The organism is Kocuria gwangalliensis (genome assembly GCF_039544365.1).
Taxonomy (GTDB): Bacteria; Actinomycetota; Actinomycetes; order Actinomycetales; family Micrococcaceae; genus Kocuria; species Kocuria gwangalliensis.
The window spans coordinates 1-19,194 of sequence record NZ_BAABLN010000033.1 but is presented as its reverse complement, the minus strand read 5'-3'; the positions used below and the strand labels follow the sequence as shown (position 1 = coordinate 19,194).

14 protein-coding genes are annotated in these 19,194 nt (G+C 63.2%); 10 read left to right on the top strand and 4 right to left on the bottom strand.

Annotation, left to right across the window (positions count from 1 at the left end; translation table 11 throughout):
• Positions 1-58: 58 nt before the first annotated feature.
• The gene (locus ABEA06_RS10385) at positions 59-2,431 is read left to right on the top strand and encodes an excinuclease ABC subunit UvrA (protein WP_345311447.1); all 2,373 of its coding nucleotides are present in this window, start codon (positions 59-61) and stop codon (positions 2,429-2,431) included.
• A 7-nt stretch (positions 2,432-2,438) separates the two neighbouring features.
• On the opposite strand, the gene ABEA06_RS10380 is transcribed toward ABEA06_RS10385, so the two are convergent.
• Positions 2,439-2,801, bottom strand: a complete 363-nt coding sequence (locus tag ABEA06_RS10380; RefSeq protein WP_345311446.1) for a YciI family protein — start codon at positions 2,799-2,801, stop codon at positions 2,439-2,441.
• Positions 2,802-3,125: 324 nt separating this feature from the next.
• Here ABEA06_RS10380 and ABEA06_RS10375 point away from each other — a divergent pair, with 324 nt between their 5' ends.
• Positions 3,126-3,677: a DUF2231 domain-containing protein gene (locus ABEA06_RS10375; protein WP_303382175.1), complete on the top strand. Its 552-nt coding sequence runs from the start codon at positions 3,126-3,128 to the stop codon at positions 3,675-3,677.
• Positions 3,678-3,776: 99 nt separating this feature from the next.
• On the opposite strand, the gene ABEA06_RS10370 is transcribed toward ABEA06_RS10375, so the two are convergent.
• Positions 3,777-4,247, bottom strand: coding sequence for a YflT domain-containing protein (locus tag ABEA06_RS10370; protein WP_345311445.1), 471 nt, complete (start codon positions 4,245-4,247; stop codon positions 3,777-3,779).
• 86 nt (positions 4,248-4,333) lie between these two features.
• Here ABEA06_RS10370 and ABEA06_RS10365 point away from each other — a divergent pair, with 86 nt between their 5' ends.
• On the top strand, positions 4,334-4,819 hold the full coding sequence (locus ABEA06_RS10365) for a MarR family winged helix-turn-helix transcriptional regulator (RefSeq protein ID WP_345311444.1): 486 nt from the start codon (positions 4,334-4,336) through the stop codon (positions 4,817-4,819).
• Here ABEA06_RS10365 and glgA read toward each other — a convergent pair.
• Positions 4,801-5,994 (bottom strand): glycogen synthase, encoded by a 1,194-nt coding sequence (gene glgA / locus ABEA06_RS10360; protein ID WP_303382172.1) that lies wholly within the window; start codon positions 5,992-5,994, stop codon positions 4,801-4,803. The two genes, ABEA06_RS10365 and glgA, sit on opposite strands and share 19 nt — an antisense overlap.
• Before the next feature lie 222 nt (positions 5,995-6,216).
• Between glgA and glgC the strand changes: the two genes are divergently transcribed.
• The 4 genes from glgC (at position 6,217) to ABEA06_RS10340 (ending at position 13,508) form a co-directional block, all read left to right on the top strand.
• Positions 6,217-7,461, top strand: a complete 1,245-nt coding sequence (gene glgC, locus ABEA06_RS10355; RefSeq protein ID WP_345311443.1) for a glucose-1-phosphate adenylyltransferase — start codon at positions 6,217-6,219, stop codon at positions 7,459-7,461.
• Positions 7,462-7,888: 427 nt separating this feature from the next.
• On the top strand, positions 7,889-10,534 hold the full coding sequence (gene pepN, locus ABEA06_RS10350; protein ID WP_345311442.1) for an aminopeptidase N: 2,646 nt from the start codon (positions 7,889-7,891) through the stop codon (positions 10,532-10,534).
• Between the two features lie 92 nt (positions 10,535-10,626).
• Positions 10,627-11,796: a hypothetical protein gene (locus ABEA06_RS10345; protein ID WP_345311441.1), complete on the top strand. Its 1,170-nt coding sequence runs from the start codon at positions 10,627-10,629 to the stop codon at positions 11,794-11,796.
• Positions 11,797-11,813: 17 nt separating this feature from the next.
• The gene (locus ABEA06_RS10340; protein WP_345311440.1) at positions 11,814-13,508 is read left to right on the top strand and encodes an ABC1 kinase family protein; all 1,695 of its coding nucleotides are present in this window, start codon (positions 11,814-11,816) and stop codon (positions 13,506-13,508) included.
• A 9-nt stretch (positions 13,509-13,517) separates the two neighbouring features.
• Here the strand turns inward: ABEA06_RS10340 and ABEA06_RS10335 are convergent, their stop codons facing one another.
• On the bottom strand, positions 13,518-14,246 hold the full coding sequence (locus ABEA06_RS10335; RefSeq protein ID WP_303382167.1) for a hypothetical protein: 729 nt from the start codon (positions 14,244-14,246) through the stop codon (positions 13,518-13,520).
• 368 nt (positions 14,247-14,614) lie between these two features.
• Between ABEA06_RS10335 and wecB the strand changes: the two genes are divergently transcribed.
• From wecB to ABEA06_RS10320, 3 genes are all read left to right on the top strand, one after another.
• Positions 14,615-15,763 carry a non-hydrolyzing UDP-N-acetylglucosamine 2-epimerase gene (wecB, locus tag ABEA06_RS10330; protein ID WP_303382166.1) on the top strand — a complete coding sequence of 383 codons (1,149 nt, stop codon included), beginning with the start codon at positions 14,615-14,617 and terminating at the stop codon, positions 15,761-15,763.
• 37 nt (positions 15,764-15,800) lie between these two features.
• Positions 15,801-17,150 (top strand): UDP-glucose dehydrogenase family protein, encoded by a 1,350-nt coding sequence (locus ABEA06_RS10325; RefSeq protein WP_345311439.1) that lies wholly within the window; start codon positions 15,801-15,803, stop codon positions 17,148-17,150.
• 211 nt (positions 17,151-17,361) lie between these two features.
• A partial coding sequence (locus tag ABEA06_RS10320) for a glycosyltransferase family protein (RefSeq protein ID WP_459076757.1) occupies positions 17,362-19,194 on the top strand: 1,833 nt, incomplete at its 3' end.

The following is a 19,194-nucleotide window of genomic DNA, read 5'->3' as shown; positions in this document are numbered from 1 at the left end:
GTAAGCTGCCGTGCGCCGTCGTCATGAAAACGGCACCTCCTCAACCCTTGGAGACACGGTGAGCACAACCGATGCGGACCGCGAGCATGCGGCCGACAGTCACGATCTGATTCGGGTGCGGGGCGCCCGCGAGAACAACCTCCGGGACGTGAGTCTGGACATCCCCAAACGCCGACTCACCGTGTTCACGGGCGTCTCCGGGTCGGGGAAGAGCTCCTTGGTCTTCGGTACCGTGGCCGCGGAGTCGCAGCGGCTGATCAACGAAACCTACAGTGCGTTCCTGCAGGGCATGATGCCCACGGTTGGTCGACCCGAGGTCGACATGCTGGAGGGCATCACCACCGCCATCATGGTGGACCAAGAACCCATGGGTGCGAACCCGCGCTCCACGGTGGGAACCGCCACGGACGTCAATGCGTTGCTGCGCATTGTGTTCTCGCGTTTGGCCGAGCCGCACATCGGTGGCCCCAAGGCCTTTGCCTTCAATATTCCGTCCGTGAGCGGTGCCGGCGCGATCACTGTGGAACGCGGCAGCCAGAAGAAGGAGAGGAAGACGTTCTCCATCACCGGAGGCATGTGCCCGCGCTGCGAGGGCATGGGTAAGGTCTCGGATCTCGATCTCACCGAGCTCTACGACGAAAATCTGTCCATCAAGGACGGGGCCATCACCGTGCCCGGCTATAACAAGGGCGGTTGGAACGTCCGCTTGTACGGCGGCCTCGAGTTCTTCCCGGGGGACACACCTATCAAGGAGTTCACGGACCAGCAGCTCCTGGACTTCTTGTACATGGAGCCCGTGCGGGTCAAGGTCGAGGGCATCAACATGACCTTTGAGGGCCTCATCCCGCGGATCCAGAAATCCATGCTCACCAAGGACCGCGAGGCCATGCAGTCCCACGTGCGCGAGTTCGTGGACCGCGCCGTCACGTTCCAGGCCTGCCCGCAGTGCCACGGCACCCGGCTGGCGGAGGGTGCCCGCACCGCCACGATCGACGGCGTGAGCATCGCCGATGCGTGCGCCATGCAGATCACCGATCTTGCCCAGTGGGTCCGTAGCCTGGATTACCCCTCCGTGAAGCCCCTGCTGGACGGTCTGACGGATACGCTCGACTCTTTCGTGCGGATCGGCCTGGGCTACCTGTCCCTGGATCGCCCGGCCAGCACGCTGTCCGGCGGTGAGTCGCAGCGCGCCAAGATGATCCGGCACCTGGGCTCGCCGCTGACCGATGTCACCTATGTGTTCGACGAACCCACCATTGGGCTGCATCCGCACGACATCCGGCACATGAACGAGCTCTTGTTGGAGCTGCGCGACAAAGGCAATACCGTGCTGGTGGTCGAGCACAAGCCGGAAACCATTGCGATTGCCGACCATGTGGTGGATCTCGGACCCGGCGCAGGCACGGACGGCGGCACCATTTGCTTCGAGGGAACCGTGCATGAGCTGCGGGGGAGTGACACCAATACCGGGCGCCATTTCGATGACCAGATCGCGCTCAAGGAACCACTGCGCACGCCCACGGGCCGGCTGGAGATCCGTGGAGCCAGCTCACACAACCTGGACAACGTGAATGTGGACATTCCACTGGGCGTGCTCACGGTCATCACGGGAGTGGCCGGCTCGGGCAAGAGTTCACTGGTTCACGGTTCGCTTCCGGACAACCAGGACATCGTGTCCATCGACCAGAGTGCGATCCGTGGCTCCCGCCGCAGTAATCCCGCGACGTACACGGGTCTGCTTGATTCCGTGCGAAAGACGTTCGCCAAGGTCAACGGGGAAAAGCCGGCCCTGTTCAGCCCGAATTCGGAGGGCGCATGCCCCACGTGTAAGGGCGCCGGTGTGATTTACACGGACCTGGGCATGATGGAGGGTGTCACCTCCACGTGTGACGACTGTGAGGGTAAACGATTCCAGCCGGCCGTACTCGAGTTCGAGGTGGACGGTCAGAACATCAGCGATGTTTTCTCGATGTCCGTGGTCGAGGCACTGAACTACTTCTCCGACGGCGACGCCCGCACACCCGCGGCGCTCAAAATCCTCGAGCGCCTTGCCGATGTGGGGCTCGGTTACGTCAAGGTGGGCCAGCCGCTCACCACGTTGTCGGGAGGTGAACGCCAGCGCCTCAAATTGGCCACGCGCATGGGGGAGAAGGGTGGTATCTACATCCTGGACGAGCCCACGACGGGTCTTCACCTGGCCGACGTCGAACGCCTCCTGAGCATGCTGGACCGTCTGGTCGACTCCGGGAAATCCGTCATTGTCGTTGAGCACCATCAAGCCGTCATGGCGCACGCGGATTGTATCATCGACCTGGGTCCCGGTGCGGGTCACGACGGCGGACGGATCGTTTTCGAGGGCACTCCCGCGGATCTCGTGGCTGGGAAATCGACGCTCACGGGCCAGTACCTCGCGGAGTACGTGGGCGCCTGAACTTGATTCAGACCGCCTGTAGGGGACGCAATTCCACCTTCTGACCACACGCCGCAGACGCGCGAGTCGCCAGGTCAAGTGCGAGCTTCTGGTCGAGCGCCTCAACGATCCAAAAACCACCCAGGGATGCGGCCGCCACGGAAAACGGCCCGGACTGAATGTTCGGTGTCGTACCGGTGGCGTCCACGGTGTGACCGGCTTCGGGCGGCATGAGCCCGCCCGCGAACACGAACTGGCCGGCAGCCTGGATGGCCGCGTTGAACTCGGCGACCGCCGCGAAAGCCGACTGCTGAGCGGCGTCGTCCTGGTACGCGGTGCCGGCATCTTGGGCGCCGGGTGTGTGAAAGACGGAGATCATGTACTGGGCCACGGGTGAACCTTTCGCGGGTCTGATGCGCACGCACGGCGCGTGAGGACAAGTACCTTCACCCCAGATTCAACCACCGAGCGCGGCGCACGTATATAGAGGCGCAACACCCCGAGCCCGCCCGTTCTACAGTTGTCCGATAATGCACATTATGTAAAGTAAACCGGGAGGAGCCACGCCCCCGCACGATTGGTCAGCGCGGTGTCCACCGATTACCCCTCAGCAGGCTTAGAATAAGTTCACGGCCGATCAAGTGACCCAAAATACCGCGCGCTCGTAGCGACCCGGCCCCGCGGTGTCGAGTGAGAACCGCCCAGGAGGCAACCCGTGATCAAGGCATTGCAGCAGCTCACCGAGCGGATCGAACACGCCAGGTCGTTGGACTCCGTCATCGGCTTTGCCAAGAAGAATGTTGGCCCCTTGACACAAAAGCCGGTGGTCAAAGAGGTACTCAGTGGAGAGTTCATGGGTCATCCGCTGCACCCCTTGATGACAGATATTCCGATTGGCGCGTGGAGCATGTCCGCGCTGTTGGATGTCCTGGGTGGCGAGGAATTGGAGGACGCCTCGACAATTCTCGTGGGCGTGGGGGTACTCAGCGCGGTCCCCACGGCCGTAACCGGTCTGCATGATTGGCAGAAAACCACGGGTGAGTCTTCCCGAGTGGGATTCGTCCACGCGGCGATTATGGATGTGACTGTGCTGGTGTACGCAGGCTCCCTAGCTGCTCGTCTCACGGGACGCTCCACAATGGGCAAGCTGCTGGGGCTGACGGGCATGGGTGTGATGTCGGTCGGTGGTTTCCTGGGTGGGCATCTCACCTACGCCCTGGGGGCCAACGTGGAGGACACAAGCCCCGCGTTGAGGTCGGTCTCGTAACCACTCTCAGAACAAGCCTTGTCCGAACGCCGACGCCGGGTGGTCACCTTTGTGAGGTGACCACCCGGCGTCGTGATGTCTAGGCGTGGAGCTGATGAATCAGCGGCCGAGCACGCTCATGGCCTCATGGGCGCGGGAGGCCTGGACCTGAACCAGGTAGGTCTCGGCGGCCATAGTCTTCAGGGACTTGAAGTCGCGCTTACCGCCGGTGGCCAGGTGAGCGACAAAGCCGAAGATCGCACCCCAGATGGCACCGATGACCACGGACCACAAGATGATGGACAGCAGCCCGAAGCCCGGTGCGAACAGGCCGAACAGGATGCCGATGAACAGCCCGAACCACGCGCCTGAGCCCAGGCCGGCCAGGGCCGCGCGGCCCTTGGTCATGCGGCCGGTGACGAATTCCTCCGAGCGCAGGCCCTCCCCCACGATCTTGATGGTGGAGACGTCGAACTCCTTGTCGGAGAGCTGGTCCACTACTGCCTGGGCCTCGGCGTAGTCGGGGAAGCGGGCAATCGTCTCGTACTTCACATCGGTGCTGATCTGCGGGGCCTGGATGGGCTCGGACATTCATCCTCCTGAAAATGTTGGACTCTTCAAACTGTTATAGTTTCATTGTACCAACTACTTTCTTTGGTAACAAGCAGGGTGATGACATGAGCGGTGAGACAACGGACACGGTGACGGTGATGGCCCGGACCATGTCGGCGCTAGGCCGACTCACCAGCCGGTCCCGGATACGGCAGGAACTCGGCAGCCGGAACGCCAAGCTCTCCCCCACGGACCTGTGGCTCGTGGACCGGGTCAACGAGTTCGGGCCGGCGCGCATGTCCGAGCTGGCCACGTGGCAATCCGTGGACCGGTCCACCATGACCGCCCAGGTCGGCAAGCTCGAAAAACTGGGCCTGGTCCAGCGGGCCCCGGACCCGCAGGATCGGCGCGCCATCGTGGTGTCCGTCACCGCATCCGGTCAGCGGCTGCATGAAGAAAGCCGCGCAGCGGCCTGCGCGGCTTTCGACAGTATGTTGGGCGACTGGACCGAGCGAGAACGTCGGCAGTTGAGTGAATCACTGGCTCACCTGGTGGACAGTCTCGAAAAGCTCTTGTCCGCCAGGCCGGAGGATCACAGCACGGAGCGGTAGACCTCCAGGGTCCGCTCGGCAATGGTTTCCCAGGCGAAGTGTTCCTGGGCACGCTTGCGACCGGCCATGCCCATCTGGCGTGCGCGCTCGGGGTCGGACACCACGTCGATCAGGGCCGCGGCAAAGTCGTCCACGAACTTCTGGGGGTCCAGCGGGGTGCCGGTGCCATCGGTGACCTGCTCAATGGGAACGAGTCGGCCGGTTTCACCGTCCACGACCACCTCGGGGATGCCACCGGTGGCGGAGGCCACCACGGCGGAGCCGCAGGCCATGGCCTCGAGGTTCACAATGCCCAGGGGTTCGTACACGGACGGGCACGCGAATGCGGTGGCGTGGGACAGGATCTGGATGATCTCGCGGCGCGGGAGCATCTTGTCGATGAGAACCACGCCGGTGCGCTGGGCCGTGAGCTCGTCAATGAGCCCATTGACCTCGGCGGCGAGCGCGGGGGTGTCCGCCGCGCCGGCGCACAGGACGAGTTGGACCTCGGGCGGCAGTTGCAGGGCCGCGCGTAACAGGTAGGGAACGCCCTTCTGGCGGGTCACGCGGCCGACGAACACCACGGAGGGTCGCTCGGGGTCGATGCCGTATTCCGCCAGGACATCGGTGTTGGGGTCGTGATCCCACTGGGAGACGTCGATGCCGTTGTGCACGGTGCGCACGCGGGCGGGGTCCACGTTGGGGTAGGAGCGCAGGATGTCCTCACGCATGCCGTCGGACACGGCAATTATGGCGGCGGCCGCCTCGTAGGCGGTCTTCTCGGCGAAGGAGGACACGCGGTAGCCGCCACCGAGCTGTTCGGCCTTCCACGGGCGCAACGGCTCCAGGGAGTGGGCGGAGAGCACGTGGGGAATGTCGTACATCAGGGAGGACAGGTGCCCGCCCATGTTGGCGTACCAGGTGTGGGAGTGCACGAGATCCGCACCAGACACGTCACCCACCATTCCCAGGTCCACGCCCAGGGTCTGGACCGCGGCGTTGGCGGAGGACAGCTCCTCCGGGACCGGATAGGCCTTGACGGTTGCTCCGTGGAAGTCGGGATCACGCGGGGCGCCGAAGCACCGAACGTTCAGGTCCACCAGTGGCGCGAGGACTCGGGAGAGCTCGGCCACGTGCACCCCCGCTCCCCCGTAGATCTCGGGCGGGAACTCTTTGCTCAAAATGTCTACTCGCACACTGTGAGCCTAGACCACATGCACCGCTCACCACAGGGTTACGGCGAGCACCACGCGCAGGTGACCTGGGTGGCGCGGTACTTGTCAGGAAACTTATGCAAAGTTTGCGGCGACACGATGGTCAGATGCAGGAAGTGGGTCACAATAGCGATGAAGGCCGGTCGCGGGGATGGCGCGTTTCCGCCCAGCGGCTATGACTCGAACGGGAAGTGAGAGCTACATATGTCACGCAAGAAAAAGGTTTTGGCCATTGTGCTGGCCGGCGGCGAGGGCAAACGTTTGATGCCGCTCACGGAGGACCGGGCCAAGCCCGCGGTTCCCTTCGGTGGTGGTTACCGTTTGATCGACTTTGCGCTGTCCAACCTGGTTAATTCGGGGTACCTGCAGATCGTGGTGCTCACGCAGTACAAGTCACATTCCCTGGACCGTCACCTCTCGGAGACGTGGCGTTTGTCCACCCAGTTGGGCAACTATGTGGCTTCGGTGCCGGCGCAGCAGCGCCGCGGGAAGGACTGGTTCCTGGGGTCGGCCAACGCGATCTTCCAGTCCATGAACCTCATTGATGACGCGGACCCGGACATCGTGGTGGTGGTCGGCGCGGACCACGTGTACCGCATGGACTTCTCGGACATGGTGGAATTCCACATCAATTCCGGGGCCAAGGCCACGGTGGCCGGTGTGCGCCAAAGCATGGACATGGTGACCTCGTTCGGTGTGATCGAGACGGACCCCAATGACGTCTCCAAGATCAGCCGGTTCGTGGAGAAGCCTGAGTCCACCGCTCCCCTGCCCGATGATCCCAACGCGTTCTTGGCGTCCATGGGCAATTACGTGTTCGACCGTGATGCCCTGGTCGAGGCGCTGCGCTATGACGAGCAGCAAGAGGGCACCAAGCACGACATGGGCGGTGACATCATGCCGTACTTCTCGGATCGCGGAGAGGCAGCGGTCTACGACTTCACCAACAACAACGTGCCGGGCTCCACGGACCGCGACCGCCAGTACTGGCGCGATGTGGGGACCTTGGACTCCTACTACGACTCCCACATGGACCTGATCCGTCCGCTGCCGGTGTTCAACCTGTACAACTACTCGTGGCCGCTGTACACCCACCAGATCATGGCCCCGCCGGCCAAGACCGTGCGCGGTCCCAATGGGCAGCCGGGTGTGGCACTGGATTCCATTGTGTCCCCGGGTGTGCTGATCACCGGTGGCCGCGTGGAGTCCTCGGTGCTCTCCCCCAAGGTGGTCGTGGAACACGATGCCCGCGTGACCGAGTCCGTGATCATGCAAAACGTCCGCGTGGGCGCCGGTGCGCAGGTGCACCGGGCCATCATCGACAAGAACATGGTGATCCCCCCGGGAGCCACCATTGGTGTGAACAAGGACGAGGACCTGACCCGGGGCTTCACCGTCACCGATTCCGGTTTGACCGTGGCGCCCAAGAATTTCAAGTTCGACAGCTGACACCGGCTCGCACCTCAGTCACGTGCCCGGGCCGGAAACGGCCCGGGCACGTGACGTTACACCTGTGGCCAGTGCCCATGTGGTTCTGGGTTCCCACCGCGGGTCCTGGACTAGCGGGGGGTGCAGGCTTCCGGTCGGGGGTGCGCGGTTTCTGGTCCCTAGCCCGTGAGCTGCGCACTTCTTCGTTTTCTGATCGACGATAGGACCCGCCCCATAACCGCCTCGCAATTTGATCGACATTGGAGCCGGGATTTGCCGAACTTCGGGTCGTACCGTCGATCGAGCCTCCAGCCGGGTCATCGGATGGTCACACCGTCGATCAGCGGCACTGTTCACCCCGAAACCGCGGTGACCAGCGCAGTCACATCCACATCGGCCCCTGACACGACTGGCCATCGCCCAGGTGGGGCTGCCTAGAATGATGCATATGGTGCAAAGTTCCCTGACCCGAGCCGAAGCAACAACCCGTGCCGAGCAAATCAGGGTGGCCTCCTATGACGTCACGGTGGATCTGTCCGGGGCCGAGGACCCCCAACAGAAAACCTTCGGCTCCCAGGTGACGGTGCGCTTCACTGCGGAGGACGGCGCGGAGACCTTCATCGACTTCATCCACGACTCGATCTCCCTGGTCGAACTCAACGGGGATGAGTTGGACGTGGACGACGTGGTCGAGGGTTCCCGGATCCGCCTGCCGGAGTTGGAGGGCGCCAACGAACTCACCGTGGTGGGCCGGGCGCTCTACTCCCGCTCCGGGGAGGGGCTGCACCGTTACGTGGATCCCCAGGACGGCAACGTTTACATCTACACCCAGTACGAACCGGCCGATTGCCGCCGGGTGTTCCCGGTGTTCGAGCAACCCGACCTCAAGGCCTCGTTCGCGCTCACGCTCATCACCCCGCCGGAATGGATCGCCGCCTCCAACGGTGAACACCTCACCAGTGAGCCCGCCGGCACCGGCGACGTTCCCGGCGCGGTGTCTCACGAGTTCGCCCCCACCGAGCCGATCTCCACCTACATCACCACCATCCTGGCCGGCCCTTACACCCGGGTCACGGACGAGTGGCAGGGCGTGGACGTGCAGGGCGAGACCCAATCCGTTCCCCTGGCCCTGTACTGCCGGCGAGCGCTCGCGGAGCACCTGGATTCGGCTGAACTGTTTGCCGTGGCCAAGCAGGGCCTGGATTTCTTCACGGAGCTCTTCGCCTTTGACTACCCGTTCGGCAAGTACGAGCAGGCGTTCGTCCCGGAGTACAACCTGGGTGCCATGGAGAATCCCGGCCTGGTGACGCTCACCGAGGATTACCTGTTCCCGTCCGGGGCCACGCGCACCCAGCTGGCCGGGCGGGCGAACACCATGCTGCACGAGATGTCCCACATGTGGTTCGGGGATCTGGTGACCATGACGTGGTGGGATGACCTGTGGCTCAAGGAATCTTTTGCGGAATTCATGGGCGCGTACGCGTCCGTGCGGGCCACCGAGTACGACGACGCCTGGGTCGCCTTTGCGCTGGGCCGCAAGGAATGGGCCTACCGCCAGGATCAGCTGCCCACCACACACCCGATCGTTGCGGACATCGTGGACCTGGAGGCGGCCCGGCAGAATTTTGACGGCATCACCTACGCCAAGGGCGCGTCCGTGCTGAAGCAGCTGGTCGCGTTCGTGGGCGAGGAGGCGTTCATCGACGCGTGCCGCGCCTACTTCCGCCGCTTCGCCTATGGCAACACGAGCCTGGACGATTTCCTCACCGTACTCGACGAGGCCTGTGACGCCGATGTCCACTCCTGGGCCAATGCCTGGTTGCTCACCACCGGTGTCCCCCGCCTGGAAACCGCCGTGGAACGTGATGACAGCGGCGCCATTACGGCAGCCACGCTGACCCAGACCTCGGACGCGCCCCGCCCGCACGTGGTGGCGGTGGCCACCTACGCCCCCGACGCCTCTGCCGATTCCAGCGCCCCTGACAACCCCGGCGACTCCGCCCAGCTGATCCTCCAGCGCAGCACCGACGTGCGCGTGGACCCGCAGCAACCGGCCACCGACCTGCCCGAGCTCCTGGGGGACACAGCCCCGGTGATCCTGGCCAATGACCGCGACCTCACCTACTGCCTGGCCTCCCCCGGTGCGGACGGCCTGGCCGCACTCGCCGACGCCGTTCACCTCCTGGCCGATCCCTTGGCCCGGGCCCTGGCCCACTCCCAGGTGTGGGCCGCTGTCCGCGATGCCCGCTACGATCCCCGCGCGTACGTTCACCTGGTGGCCCATCGCGGTTTAGGGGAACAGCACAGCAGCATTCTCACCACCGTTCTGGACCGTGCGCTGGAGGCCCTGGAAAGTTTTGTTCCGCCCCGACTGCGGCCACCCCTGCGCACCGAGCTCCTCGATCGCCTGCACACCGCGGTGACCCACGCGACAGCGGGTTCGGACGCCCAGCTCGTGCTCATCCGCGCCTTCGCGCGCGTGGCCACCAGGGACGGCTCCCACGCACAGACCATTGCGAAACTGCTCAGCGGCGAACGCACACTGCCCGGCCTGGACCTGGGCTCCCAGCTCACCTGGGCCCTGTGGGGCGCCCAAACCGCCACGAGCCACGCCACGCGCTCGCAGTTGGACCGAGCCCACGCCGCCGATCCCACCCGCGAGGGCCGCCTGGGCTACGCGCGTGCCCTTGCGGCGATCCCCACCGAGGACGCCAAGGCGGACGCCTGGACGGCCATCACGTCCGGGGCGCTGTCCAACGACGAGCTCTCCGCCACAATGTCCGGTTTCCAACTGGCCACCCCCGAGCTGGTGAGCACCTACCAGAATGCGTACTTCGACGGTATTACTCCCTGGTGGAACGAGCATTCCATGGAGATCGCCACCCGGATGATCCGCGGACTGTACCCGCGGGGCCTGGATGCGCAAGCGGCGTCGTCGGCGGAGGAGAACCCCACGGTGGTGGCCACGCGCACCTGGTTGGACCAGAACACCACGGCGCCCGGGGCGCTGCGACGTATCATGACGGAACTACTGGATGACGCGCGCCGGGCCGTGACGGTGCAGGCCGCAGTGCTTGCTGACCAGAACCAATAGGCACTCACCGGGACCCAAGTGTTGCCGGTGAAATGAAAGCATTCCGTGAGAAGGTGGGAGCGTTAGGCGCTGCCGCTACAGCGAGGGAGACCATGACCGATTACGCGCTCAACGACCGAGGGTCCTTGGACGTTGTCACCGAGAACTTCTACGACACCGAGATCATGCGAGTGTTCGGAGGGTTGTCGCTTGGTCGTTCGCAGACGTGGACGGGACTGGCTGCGCTGGTACCGGAACCGGACCATCCCTTCGACCCGCGCACCATTTCGGTGCGGATCGGTGAGAACAAGGTGGCGCACCTGCCCGCCCAGGACGCCCATCGCTACTGGGATCAAATTGCGCGCGTGGTGGCCTCCGGGTACATCCCGGTGGTGCCGCTGAAACTGGACGCCCGACTGGAACGCAATGACGGCCTGGCTGAAGTGGACGCGAGTGCGGTGATCTCGATTGCTCCCCCGGATCTGCTGTTCCCCATCAACACCGCGCCCATCCAGGCCGCCGTGTTGCCCCAGGGATCATCGATCAAGGTGCTGGACGAGCAGGATTTCGCCGAGTACCTGCACTCGATCGTGCCCGCCGGCGGTGAGGGCCGCGTGATTGTCACCCTGGAGACGAACAAGGTCCGTAACTCCCACGGGATGACCGTGGACACCGTGGACGTGCTTTACGAACGCAAGCAGGTGGGCCGGTTGTCCACGCAGATGTCGCAGCAGTTCATTCCCATCATCAATCACGTCTTCGACCACAACCTGCTCACCGCCGCGTGGGGCACCATTCGTGGCTCCGCGTTCGAGGTGTCCATGACGTTGCAGGCCGCCCGCGCCACGGAAGTACCGGCGCAGTGGTACGAGGAACTGCCCAACGACGTTCCCGAGCTCGTTGCGGAGGCCGATTCCTACGAGGTGCCCCCGGCCTACATCCCGGTCGAGACCGACCGCGGCCGCAATTCCAAGAAATGGCGCAAGGGCTACACCGCTGCTCATCCCAACGGGCCCGCCGACGCCGGCGCGTCGCGCCCCGCCGCGGGCAGCTCGCGGGTTGTCGCCGATCCCCTGGCCATGGGCGACAATCCACCGGCCGAGGGACGCGGGAACGCCCCCAGGGGCGCCAAGTCCACCGTCCTGGCCCTGACGCTGCTGACCGTGCTGCTGGTGGTGGGCGCCGTGATCCTGATCCCGTTCGAACCGCTGGCCACCACCCTGTTCATCATTGTGGCCGTGGCCACCGGGTTCATGGCTTTCTACCTCAACCGGACCTTGTAAGGGACAGTTACCTCTCCATGATTTCTCGCCGCGAACGGTTCATTCAGATCATCGAGGTGCTCTCGAGGCATGGTTTTGGTTTTGCAGTGGGCGGTATCAAGCCCGAGTGGCGCGCCCCGTTGGCTCGCGCCCGCCTGTTCAAGACCCGAAGCTTCCATTCCCAGCCCGAACACCTGCGCATGGCGTTGGAAGAACTCGGACCCACGTTCATCAAGCTGGGTCAGTTGGTGTCCACGCGCCCGGATCTGCTGCCACCGGGCTACGAGGCTGAACTGCACAAGCTCCAGGACAACACCCCTCCGGTGCCCGTGGACCAGATCAGGGCGCTGATCGAGGCCGAACCGGATTCTCAGGCGGAAGAAATCCTGGCCCATATCGACCCGACACCCCTTGCCACCGGCTCCATCGGTCAGGCACACGCCGCGACCTACCGCGGCCGCGAGGTCATTGTGAAGGTCCGCCGCCCCGGCGTGATGGACGAGGTCAACCGCGACCTGGAAATCATGAGCGATCTGGCCAAGCTGGCCTCACGCTACTGGGCCGCCGCTCGCGACTACGACCTGGAAGGGCTGGTCCACGAGTTCAACGACTCCCTGCGCGGGGAACTGGATTACCTCCAGGAGGCCCGCTACGCCCAGCGGATGGCGGAGAACTTCACCGGCCACCCCCGCATCCACATCCCGGAGATCTACTGGGAGGCCACCTCCTCCCGAGTGCTGACCATGGAGCGGATGTTCGGCGTCAAGATCAACAACTACCCGGCCCTGGAGGACGCCGGCGTGGATCGCCACCTCTTGGCACGGGAGGCCACGGACGCCATTTGCAAGATGGTGTTCGAAGAAGGCTTCTTCCATGCTGACCCGCACCCGGGCAACCTGTTCGTGGAGCCGGACGGGCGCATCGCCATCATCGACTTCGGCATGGTTGGGCACCTCAGTGAGGAGTTCCGTGATCACTTGATCACCTTGATGTTGGGCGTGGTGCAGAGCAATGCCCGCCGTGCCACCACGGGCCTGCTGGGGCTGACCGCCACCGGTGAGCACGATGTCTCCAAGCGGGACCTCGAGCGGGACGTGGCCGTGATGATGCGCCGCTACGCCAACAAACCGCTGGAAGAAGTCCGGGTGGGTGAGCTCATGGGCGACCTGGTGCACGTGTTGCGCTATCACAAGCTGCAACTGCCCCGACAGTCCGCGCTGCTGCTGCGCATGCTGGTCACCGCGGAGTCCATGGGCACCGGCCTGGACCCGCACTTCGACCTGGTGTCCGTGCTGCAGCCCTACGCGGAGCGTTTCATCCTGCACCGGCTGTCACCGGAAGCGTTGTTAGCGCGGCTGCGCAGTTCCGTGGAGGATGCCATGCAAATGAGCGTGGATATCCCCGAGTACGTGCGCCGACTCATCGTGGTACTCGAACGAGGCGGCTTTGACGTGCACCTGCGCACCGACGAGTTGGAGCCGGTCATGAAGAGCGGCGCCAAGATCGGCCACCACGTGGTGGCCGGGGGCATCATCGCCGCGTCCATCAACGGCACCGCGCACATCCTGGCCTCGGATCCGGAGCGCTGGAAGAAGTACCACACGCCCATGATCGTGGGTGGCATGTCCACGGTGGGTGTGCTGGGCGGCTACTTGGCCGTGTCCTCCAACGTGGACCGCGCACGCAAAATTGTGCGCACCATCCGGGGCAAACGGCCCCGCGGCCTGTCCTGATTCCACAACCTAATCACGGGGCTTGCCCCACTCTTCCTCGGCCTGACTCTTTCCAGGGACGGTGGGGTCGAAGGACACGGGCTCGAGCGGACGTCCGGTGATGAAGTCGCGAAGATGCTCGTTACAGATCATGACCTGGTTGGCCAGGCCCTGAACCTTGTGAATCTCCCCCCGCGCGGTCACGTACGCGAAGTTGGGGTTGTTCAAGGGGCTGAGCCCCGCGCGCCAGGCGGCCTGAATGGCAGGGTCCCGCACCAGGTCCAAGAACTTGGCGGGAAAAACGAATCGAGGCTTACCGTCGACCAGGATTTCAATATCCGGGCCGTAGTGGGTTTCTATCCTCCGCAGCTCGCATCCGGGATGCGCGGCGATGAGCATGGTCGCCTCGCCGATCGCGCCGATAATGGTCATGGCCCGCGCCAACATCGGGTAAGCCTCCCGGAGCGCGCCCGAAGCGCCCAACCTGGCCATGGTCCCCAGATCCGGGCGGCGAATATCGAACCGGAAGTCGAAGGACGACGGACCAACCTGCATGAACGTCACGTCGAGGAGGTCGAGGTCGAACGGTTCCGGTCCGGAGCCGAAAATTCCCCGGGACATGTGCTGGAACCCCGTGAATGCCACGCTGAGAACGGAGCCGGGAATGAGCAGCTGTTGTCCTCGATCGTTGTAACAGGTGAGGAGGGTGGAATGTTGAACGGCGGCGGGCCTACGCCAGCCGTTTTTTTTGAGAGGCACGCTATTTTCGCTGCTTTCTGAATTCTCCTAAGCGCTGCGCCCGCAGCTGGATGAGCTCCCCAATTGAACCGACCATGGATTGTGCCGGCCCACTTTTTGAATCCTTAGCACCCCAGATCTCATCGCCTAAGACCTCCTTGTCTTCAGCAAATGAGATGTTCCATGGATTCTCAAGTAGATTACATGAACTCGGCGGGTGGTGGGGTACATGCGCGCCATGAGTCCCATATCCGGCGCGACAAGAGTATTTATCCTAGACTGACAACGAATCTCGCGTACCTACAGCGGTGCTGCTGTGGTCCACCCCCTAGGGCCAGTTCCCCCGGCGAGCCGCCGAGATCGCGTTTGCGCCTGGAAGAGGAATATTCATGCACACGATCATGCCGATCTACGGCACTCGTCCTGAGGCCATCAAGATGGCCCCCATTGTGAAAGCACTTCAGGAAAGCCCCTTGTTCAACTGTGTGGTGACCGTGACCGGCCAACACCGCGAAATGCTGGATCAGGTCAACGAAATTTTCGAGATCACTCCCGATCACGATCTCAACATCATCCAGCCCCGCCAGACCCTCAACGGCGTGCTGACCCGCACCGTGGACGGCCTGGACAAGATTTTTGCGGAAAACGCCCCGGACGCCGTGGTGGTCCAGGGTGACACCACCACCTCGACCGCCGGCGCGATTGCCGCTTTTTACCGCGGAATCCCGGTCATCCACGCCGAGGCCGGCCTGCGCTCCTTCGACCTCTTCTCCCCCTTCCCGGAGGAAGCCAACCGCAAGCTGACCTCCCAGATCGCCTCGCTGCACCTGGCGCCCACCTCCACCTCCCGGGACAACCTGCTGCGTGAGGCCATCACTCCCGAGGACATCGTGGTCTCCGGCAACACCGTGATCGATGCCCTGCTGCACACCGTGGAGAAGCAGCTGCCGTTCTCGGATCCCCAGCTCGAGGAAATCGCCCAGTCCGGCAAGCGCGTGCTGTTGGTGACCACCCACCGCCGTGAGAATCAGGGTGAGGCCATGCGCGGCGTCGGACGCGCACTGGCACGCATTGCCGCGGCCGAGCCCGACCTGACCATTGTGCTTCCGGTCCACCGCAACCCTGCCGTGCGTGAGGCCGTGCTGCCCGCCATCGAGAACCTGCCCAACGTGGTGGTCACCGAGCCCATGGCCTACGGCGAGTTCACCCGCATGCTCTCCGTGGCCCACCTGGTGCTCACCGACTCCGGTGGAGTCCAGGAGGAAGCCCCGTCCCTGGGTAAGCCCGTTCTGGTGATGCGTGAGAACACCGAACGCCCCGAGGCCGTCACCGCCGGTACCGTCAAACTGATCGGCACGGACGAGGAACGCATTGTGGAAGAGGTCGACAGCCTGCTCAACAACCAGGCCATCTATGACGCCATGGCCAACGCCGTGAACCCCTACGGTGACGGCAAGGCCGGCGCTCGCACGGTGGCCGCGATCGCTCAGATGTTCGGTGTGGGCGAGCGGATCCCGGATTTCGATTCCCAGGTCTAACCAGTCCATCGGTACGTCTCGTCGAAAGAGGGCATGCATGAAATTGACGGTCATCGGTACGGGGTACCTGGGTGCAACTCACGCGGTGTCCATGGCGGAGCTGGGCCACGAAGTAATCGGTCTGGACGTGGATCAGGCCAAGATCAATGCCCTGGCATCCGGTCAAGTGCCGTTTCATGAGCCCGGCCTCCCGGAGCTGCTGAACAAGCACATCGGCACGGGCAAGCTGCGGTTCACCACGTCCTATGGCGAGGCCGTCCCGTTCGGTGACGTCCACTTTGTTGGCGTGGGCACCCCGCAGAAGGCCGAGAGTCACGCGGCGGACATGCGCTACGTGGATGCGGCGGTCACCCAGATTGCTCGCGCGGCGGACCGCGACTGCATCATTGTGGGCAAGTCCACCGTGCCGGTCGGTTCCGCCGCTCGCCTGCAAGAGCTGGCCCGCGAAAATGCCGCCGACGGCGTTCGGGTCACCCTGGTGTGGAACCCCGAGTTCCTGCGCGAGGGCCACGCGGTGGACGACACGCTGACCCCGGATCGCATGGTGCTGGGCCTGGAAACCGATGCCAACGGCCAGTACACGGAGGAAGCGCTCGCCGCCGAAAAGGTGCTCCGTGAGGTTTACGCCTCCCAGCTGGCCGCGGAGATTCCCTTGATCGTTACCGACTACCAGACCGCTGAGCTGGTCAAGGTGGCCGCCAACAGTTTCCTGGCCACCAAGATCAGCTTCATCAACGCGCTGTCCGAGATCACCGAGACCGTGGGGGGCGACATCCGCACCCTGGCGGACGCCATTGGCCTGGACGAGCGCATTGGGCGGAAGTTCCTCAACGCCGGCGTGGGCTTTGGTGGCGGTTGCCTTCCCAAGGACATCCGCGCGCTGCGTGCCCGGGCCGCCGAGCTGGGCGTGGACCAGTCCGTCCGGTTCCTGGCGGAGGTGGACGACATCAACCTGCGACGCCGCGAGCACACCGTGCAGCTGGCCGTTCAGCAGCTGGGTGGCTCCGTGCACGGCCGAGACATTGCGGTGCTCGGCGCCGCGTTCAAGCCCGAATCCGATGACGTCCGCGACTCCCCCGCCCTGGACATCGCCGCCCGCCTGCACTCCATGGGCGCCGAGGTTCACGTCTACGATCCTCAGGCCAATGCAAACGCCGCCAAGCGCTACCCCCGCTTGGACTACGTGGGCAGCATCGAGCAGGCCGTGGCTCGCGCCGAAATGGTGCTGCTGCTGACCGAATGGAAGGAGTTCCGCGAGCTCACCCCCGAGCAGCTGGAACCCCTGGTACGTGAGCGCACCATTGTGGACGGCCGCAACGCGTTGGACCCGGAGCAGTGGATTGAGGCGGGGTGGAAGTACATGGCTGCTGGACGGCGCATCCGCTGAAGTCACTCCTGACCCTTGGTCGGTGGAGAAAGGAAGTTCCGTACCCGCGGATGTGCATCAAAATCGAGGCACTTGAATTGGCGAGCAGTCCCGTTACCGGCGTCAAGACTGGTCACAGCCGGTCATACTCCTGACTGCATGAATCTGTCCCCTAAACTGTGAAGCGTTGCAACGACCAGCCTTCCCGTCCCCCCCGGAGTCGAATATCCCTATGCAGTGGTACATCCTTTCCAAGGCGATTCAACACGTGCCCTCGAACACCGTAGGGTCCACGAACGTGGAATTGTCGACTGCCGGCAGGGGATATGTGGGATACGGCAGAGATAACGCCGTGTTCTCCGAACCACCGAAACATTCGTCATTCCACCCGAATCCGGGCGTCACTGTTCATGTGTCGGTCAACGTGACTGCAGCTGCAGATGGCGTGCAGGCCCAGTTATGCGTGGTCTGTTATGGGAGCGACAGTTCTGAACCCATTAAGTTTTGGTCCGACATGGGGACACCAGCTCTGGAACTCAAGGTGCCGGAGAACACCTCTGCCGTCTCCGTAGTTCTTCTGATCAAGGGCCAGGGCGAATTGACTATCGCTGAACCTGTAATCCAAGAAGGAATTTCATTACCTGAATGGTCTCGCACTCTGCCCGTCGAATCCGGTCGCAAAATGAGACTCACGCTTTATACGCGCTGCACGCTGCCTATGAACAACTCCGGCCTCGTCGCAGCGTCGTTCCGGGATCAAAATAATCAAGTATTACTGCCTTCGGGTGACCTGCCTATCAACCCGGTTATGGGGTCGTACTTCTACTTGTCAACTCCGGACACCAACACGACAATGGACACGACCGTGGAATTCACTGTTCCAGTAGGGGCTGTCTTCCTATCGCTGAACGGACATGCCTGGAACGCATCTAATCACGTGACGGTGATCGGAGAACCGGAAGTTATACGGTCGGAGGATGGTGCGGATGGGCGGACACTTGACGAATCCCTCGACTGGTTACGCGCCCTGGAACCCGATCTACCCCTCATTGTTCTGTATACGACTGCTCCACCTGTGGGGCACCCCACCCTGTCGCTTAGACCAAACCGGTTGGCCGTTGAGTATCGAAAACTGGGTATCGAAGTCATCTTCTTCCCATTCAGCAGCATCACTGATCATCAACGGCTTTCATGCGAAGGCGTAGTGCAATTTAACCGAACCGAGTTGGACCAGGTGAACGCGGTTCTGAGCACACGCCGTGGAACGTCAAACGTCTTTATCTGCAGTTCATTCCCGGACATCGGAGCTTTGACCACCATAGACCTACTCCGAGCGTCCCAATGGTCCACCATGTACGAGGTGCGCGACGAAATGGAAGACTTCAATCGAGTTGGTTATTCCAAGTGGTTCGACTCCGAACTCGAGCGACAAGTGATCAAAAGGGTCGACAGCATCGTTACCGTTAGTCCTAGACTCGCGGAAAAGATGCGCCTCATCTCCCGCGAGACGGTCGAACCCCGGGTGGTGCAGAATGCGGCACCTCCGGCGCTGATCGAGCGCGGCGAAGAACTGCGCGCTGAAACAGTGGTGCGTGAGCGTCGTCGTCATCGCATTGTGGGATACATCGGCCACCTGACGGATTCATGGTTCGACTGGGATCTGGTCATTAGCACAGCGGTGGCGCATCCGGACTTTCAGTTCGAGATTATCGGACATGGAATGCCCGAATCTATTGAGCTTCCAAAGAATGCCGTGTACCTGGGGCCAAGAACCCATGATGAATTTGTGGAAATCAGCCGCAGGTGGTGGGTGGGACTGATCCCGTTCCAAGAAACACCGCTAACCTACGCGGTGGATCCCAATAAGGTTTACGAGTATCTTGCCGTGGGTTTGCGGACCGTCACCGCGCCGATGGGTGCGGTCGCGTCATGCCCCTCAACATACATTTACAACGGCCCCGAAGAGTTTGCATCAGTTCTCGCTAAGCCTCGATCCACCGACGCGGGTTCAGGCCGGAGTGTGATTCCAGAAGCACCGGGTGAATTGATTTTGGGCGTGAGGAAG

Excerpts from the sequence above, each read along its gene's own strand:
- ABEA06_RS10370 (WP_345311445.1), bottom strand. The coding sequence starts at position 4,247 with ATGTCCGAGCCCATCCAGGCCCCGCAGATCAGCACCGATGTGAAGTAC.
- ABEA06_RS10365 (WP_345311444.1), top strand. The coding sequence starts at position 4,334 with ATGAGCGGTGAGACAACGGACACGGTGACGGTGATGGCCCGGACCATG.
- glgC (WP_345311443.1), top strand. The coding sequence starts at position 6,217 with ATGTCACGCAAGAAAAAGGTTTTGGCCATTGTGCTGGCCGGCGGCGAG.
- pepN (WP_345311442.1), top strand. The coding sequence starts at position 7,889 with ATGGTGCAAAGTTCCCTGACCCGAGCCGAAGCAACAACCCGTGCCGAG.
- ABEA06_RS10345 (WP_345311441.1), top strand. The coding sequence starts at position 10,627 with ATGACCGATTACGCGCTCAACGACCGAGGGTCCTTGGACGTTGTCACC.
- ABEA06_RS10340 (WP_345311440.1), top strand. The coding sequence starts at position 11,814 with ATGATTTCTCGCCGCGAACGGTTCATTCAGATCATCGAGGTGCTCTCG.
- wecB (WP_303382166.1), top strand. The coding sequence starts at position 14,615 with ATGCACACGATCATGCCGATCTACGGCACTCGTCCTGAGGCCATCAAG.
- ABEA06_RS10325 (WP_345311439.1), top strand. The coding sequence starts at position 15,801 with ATGAAATTGACGGTCATCGGTACGGGGTACCTGGGTGCAACTCACGCG.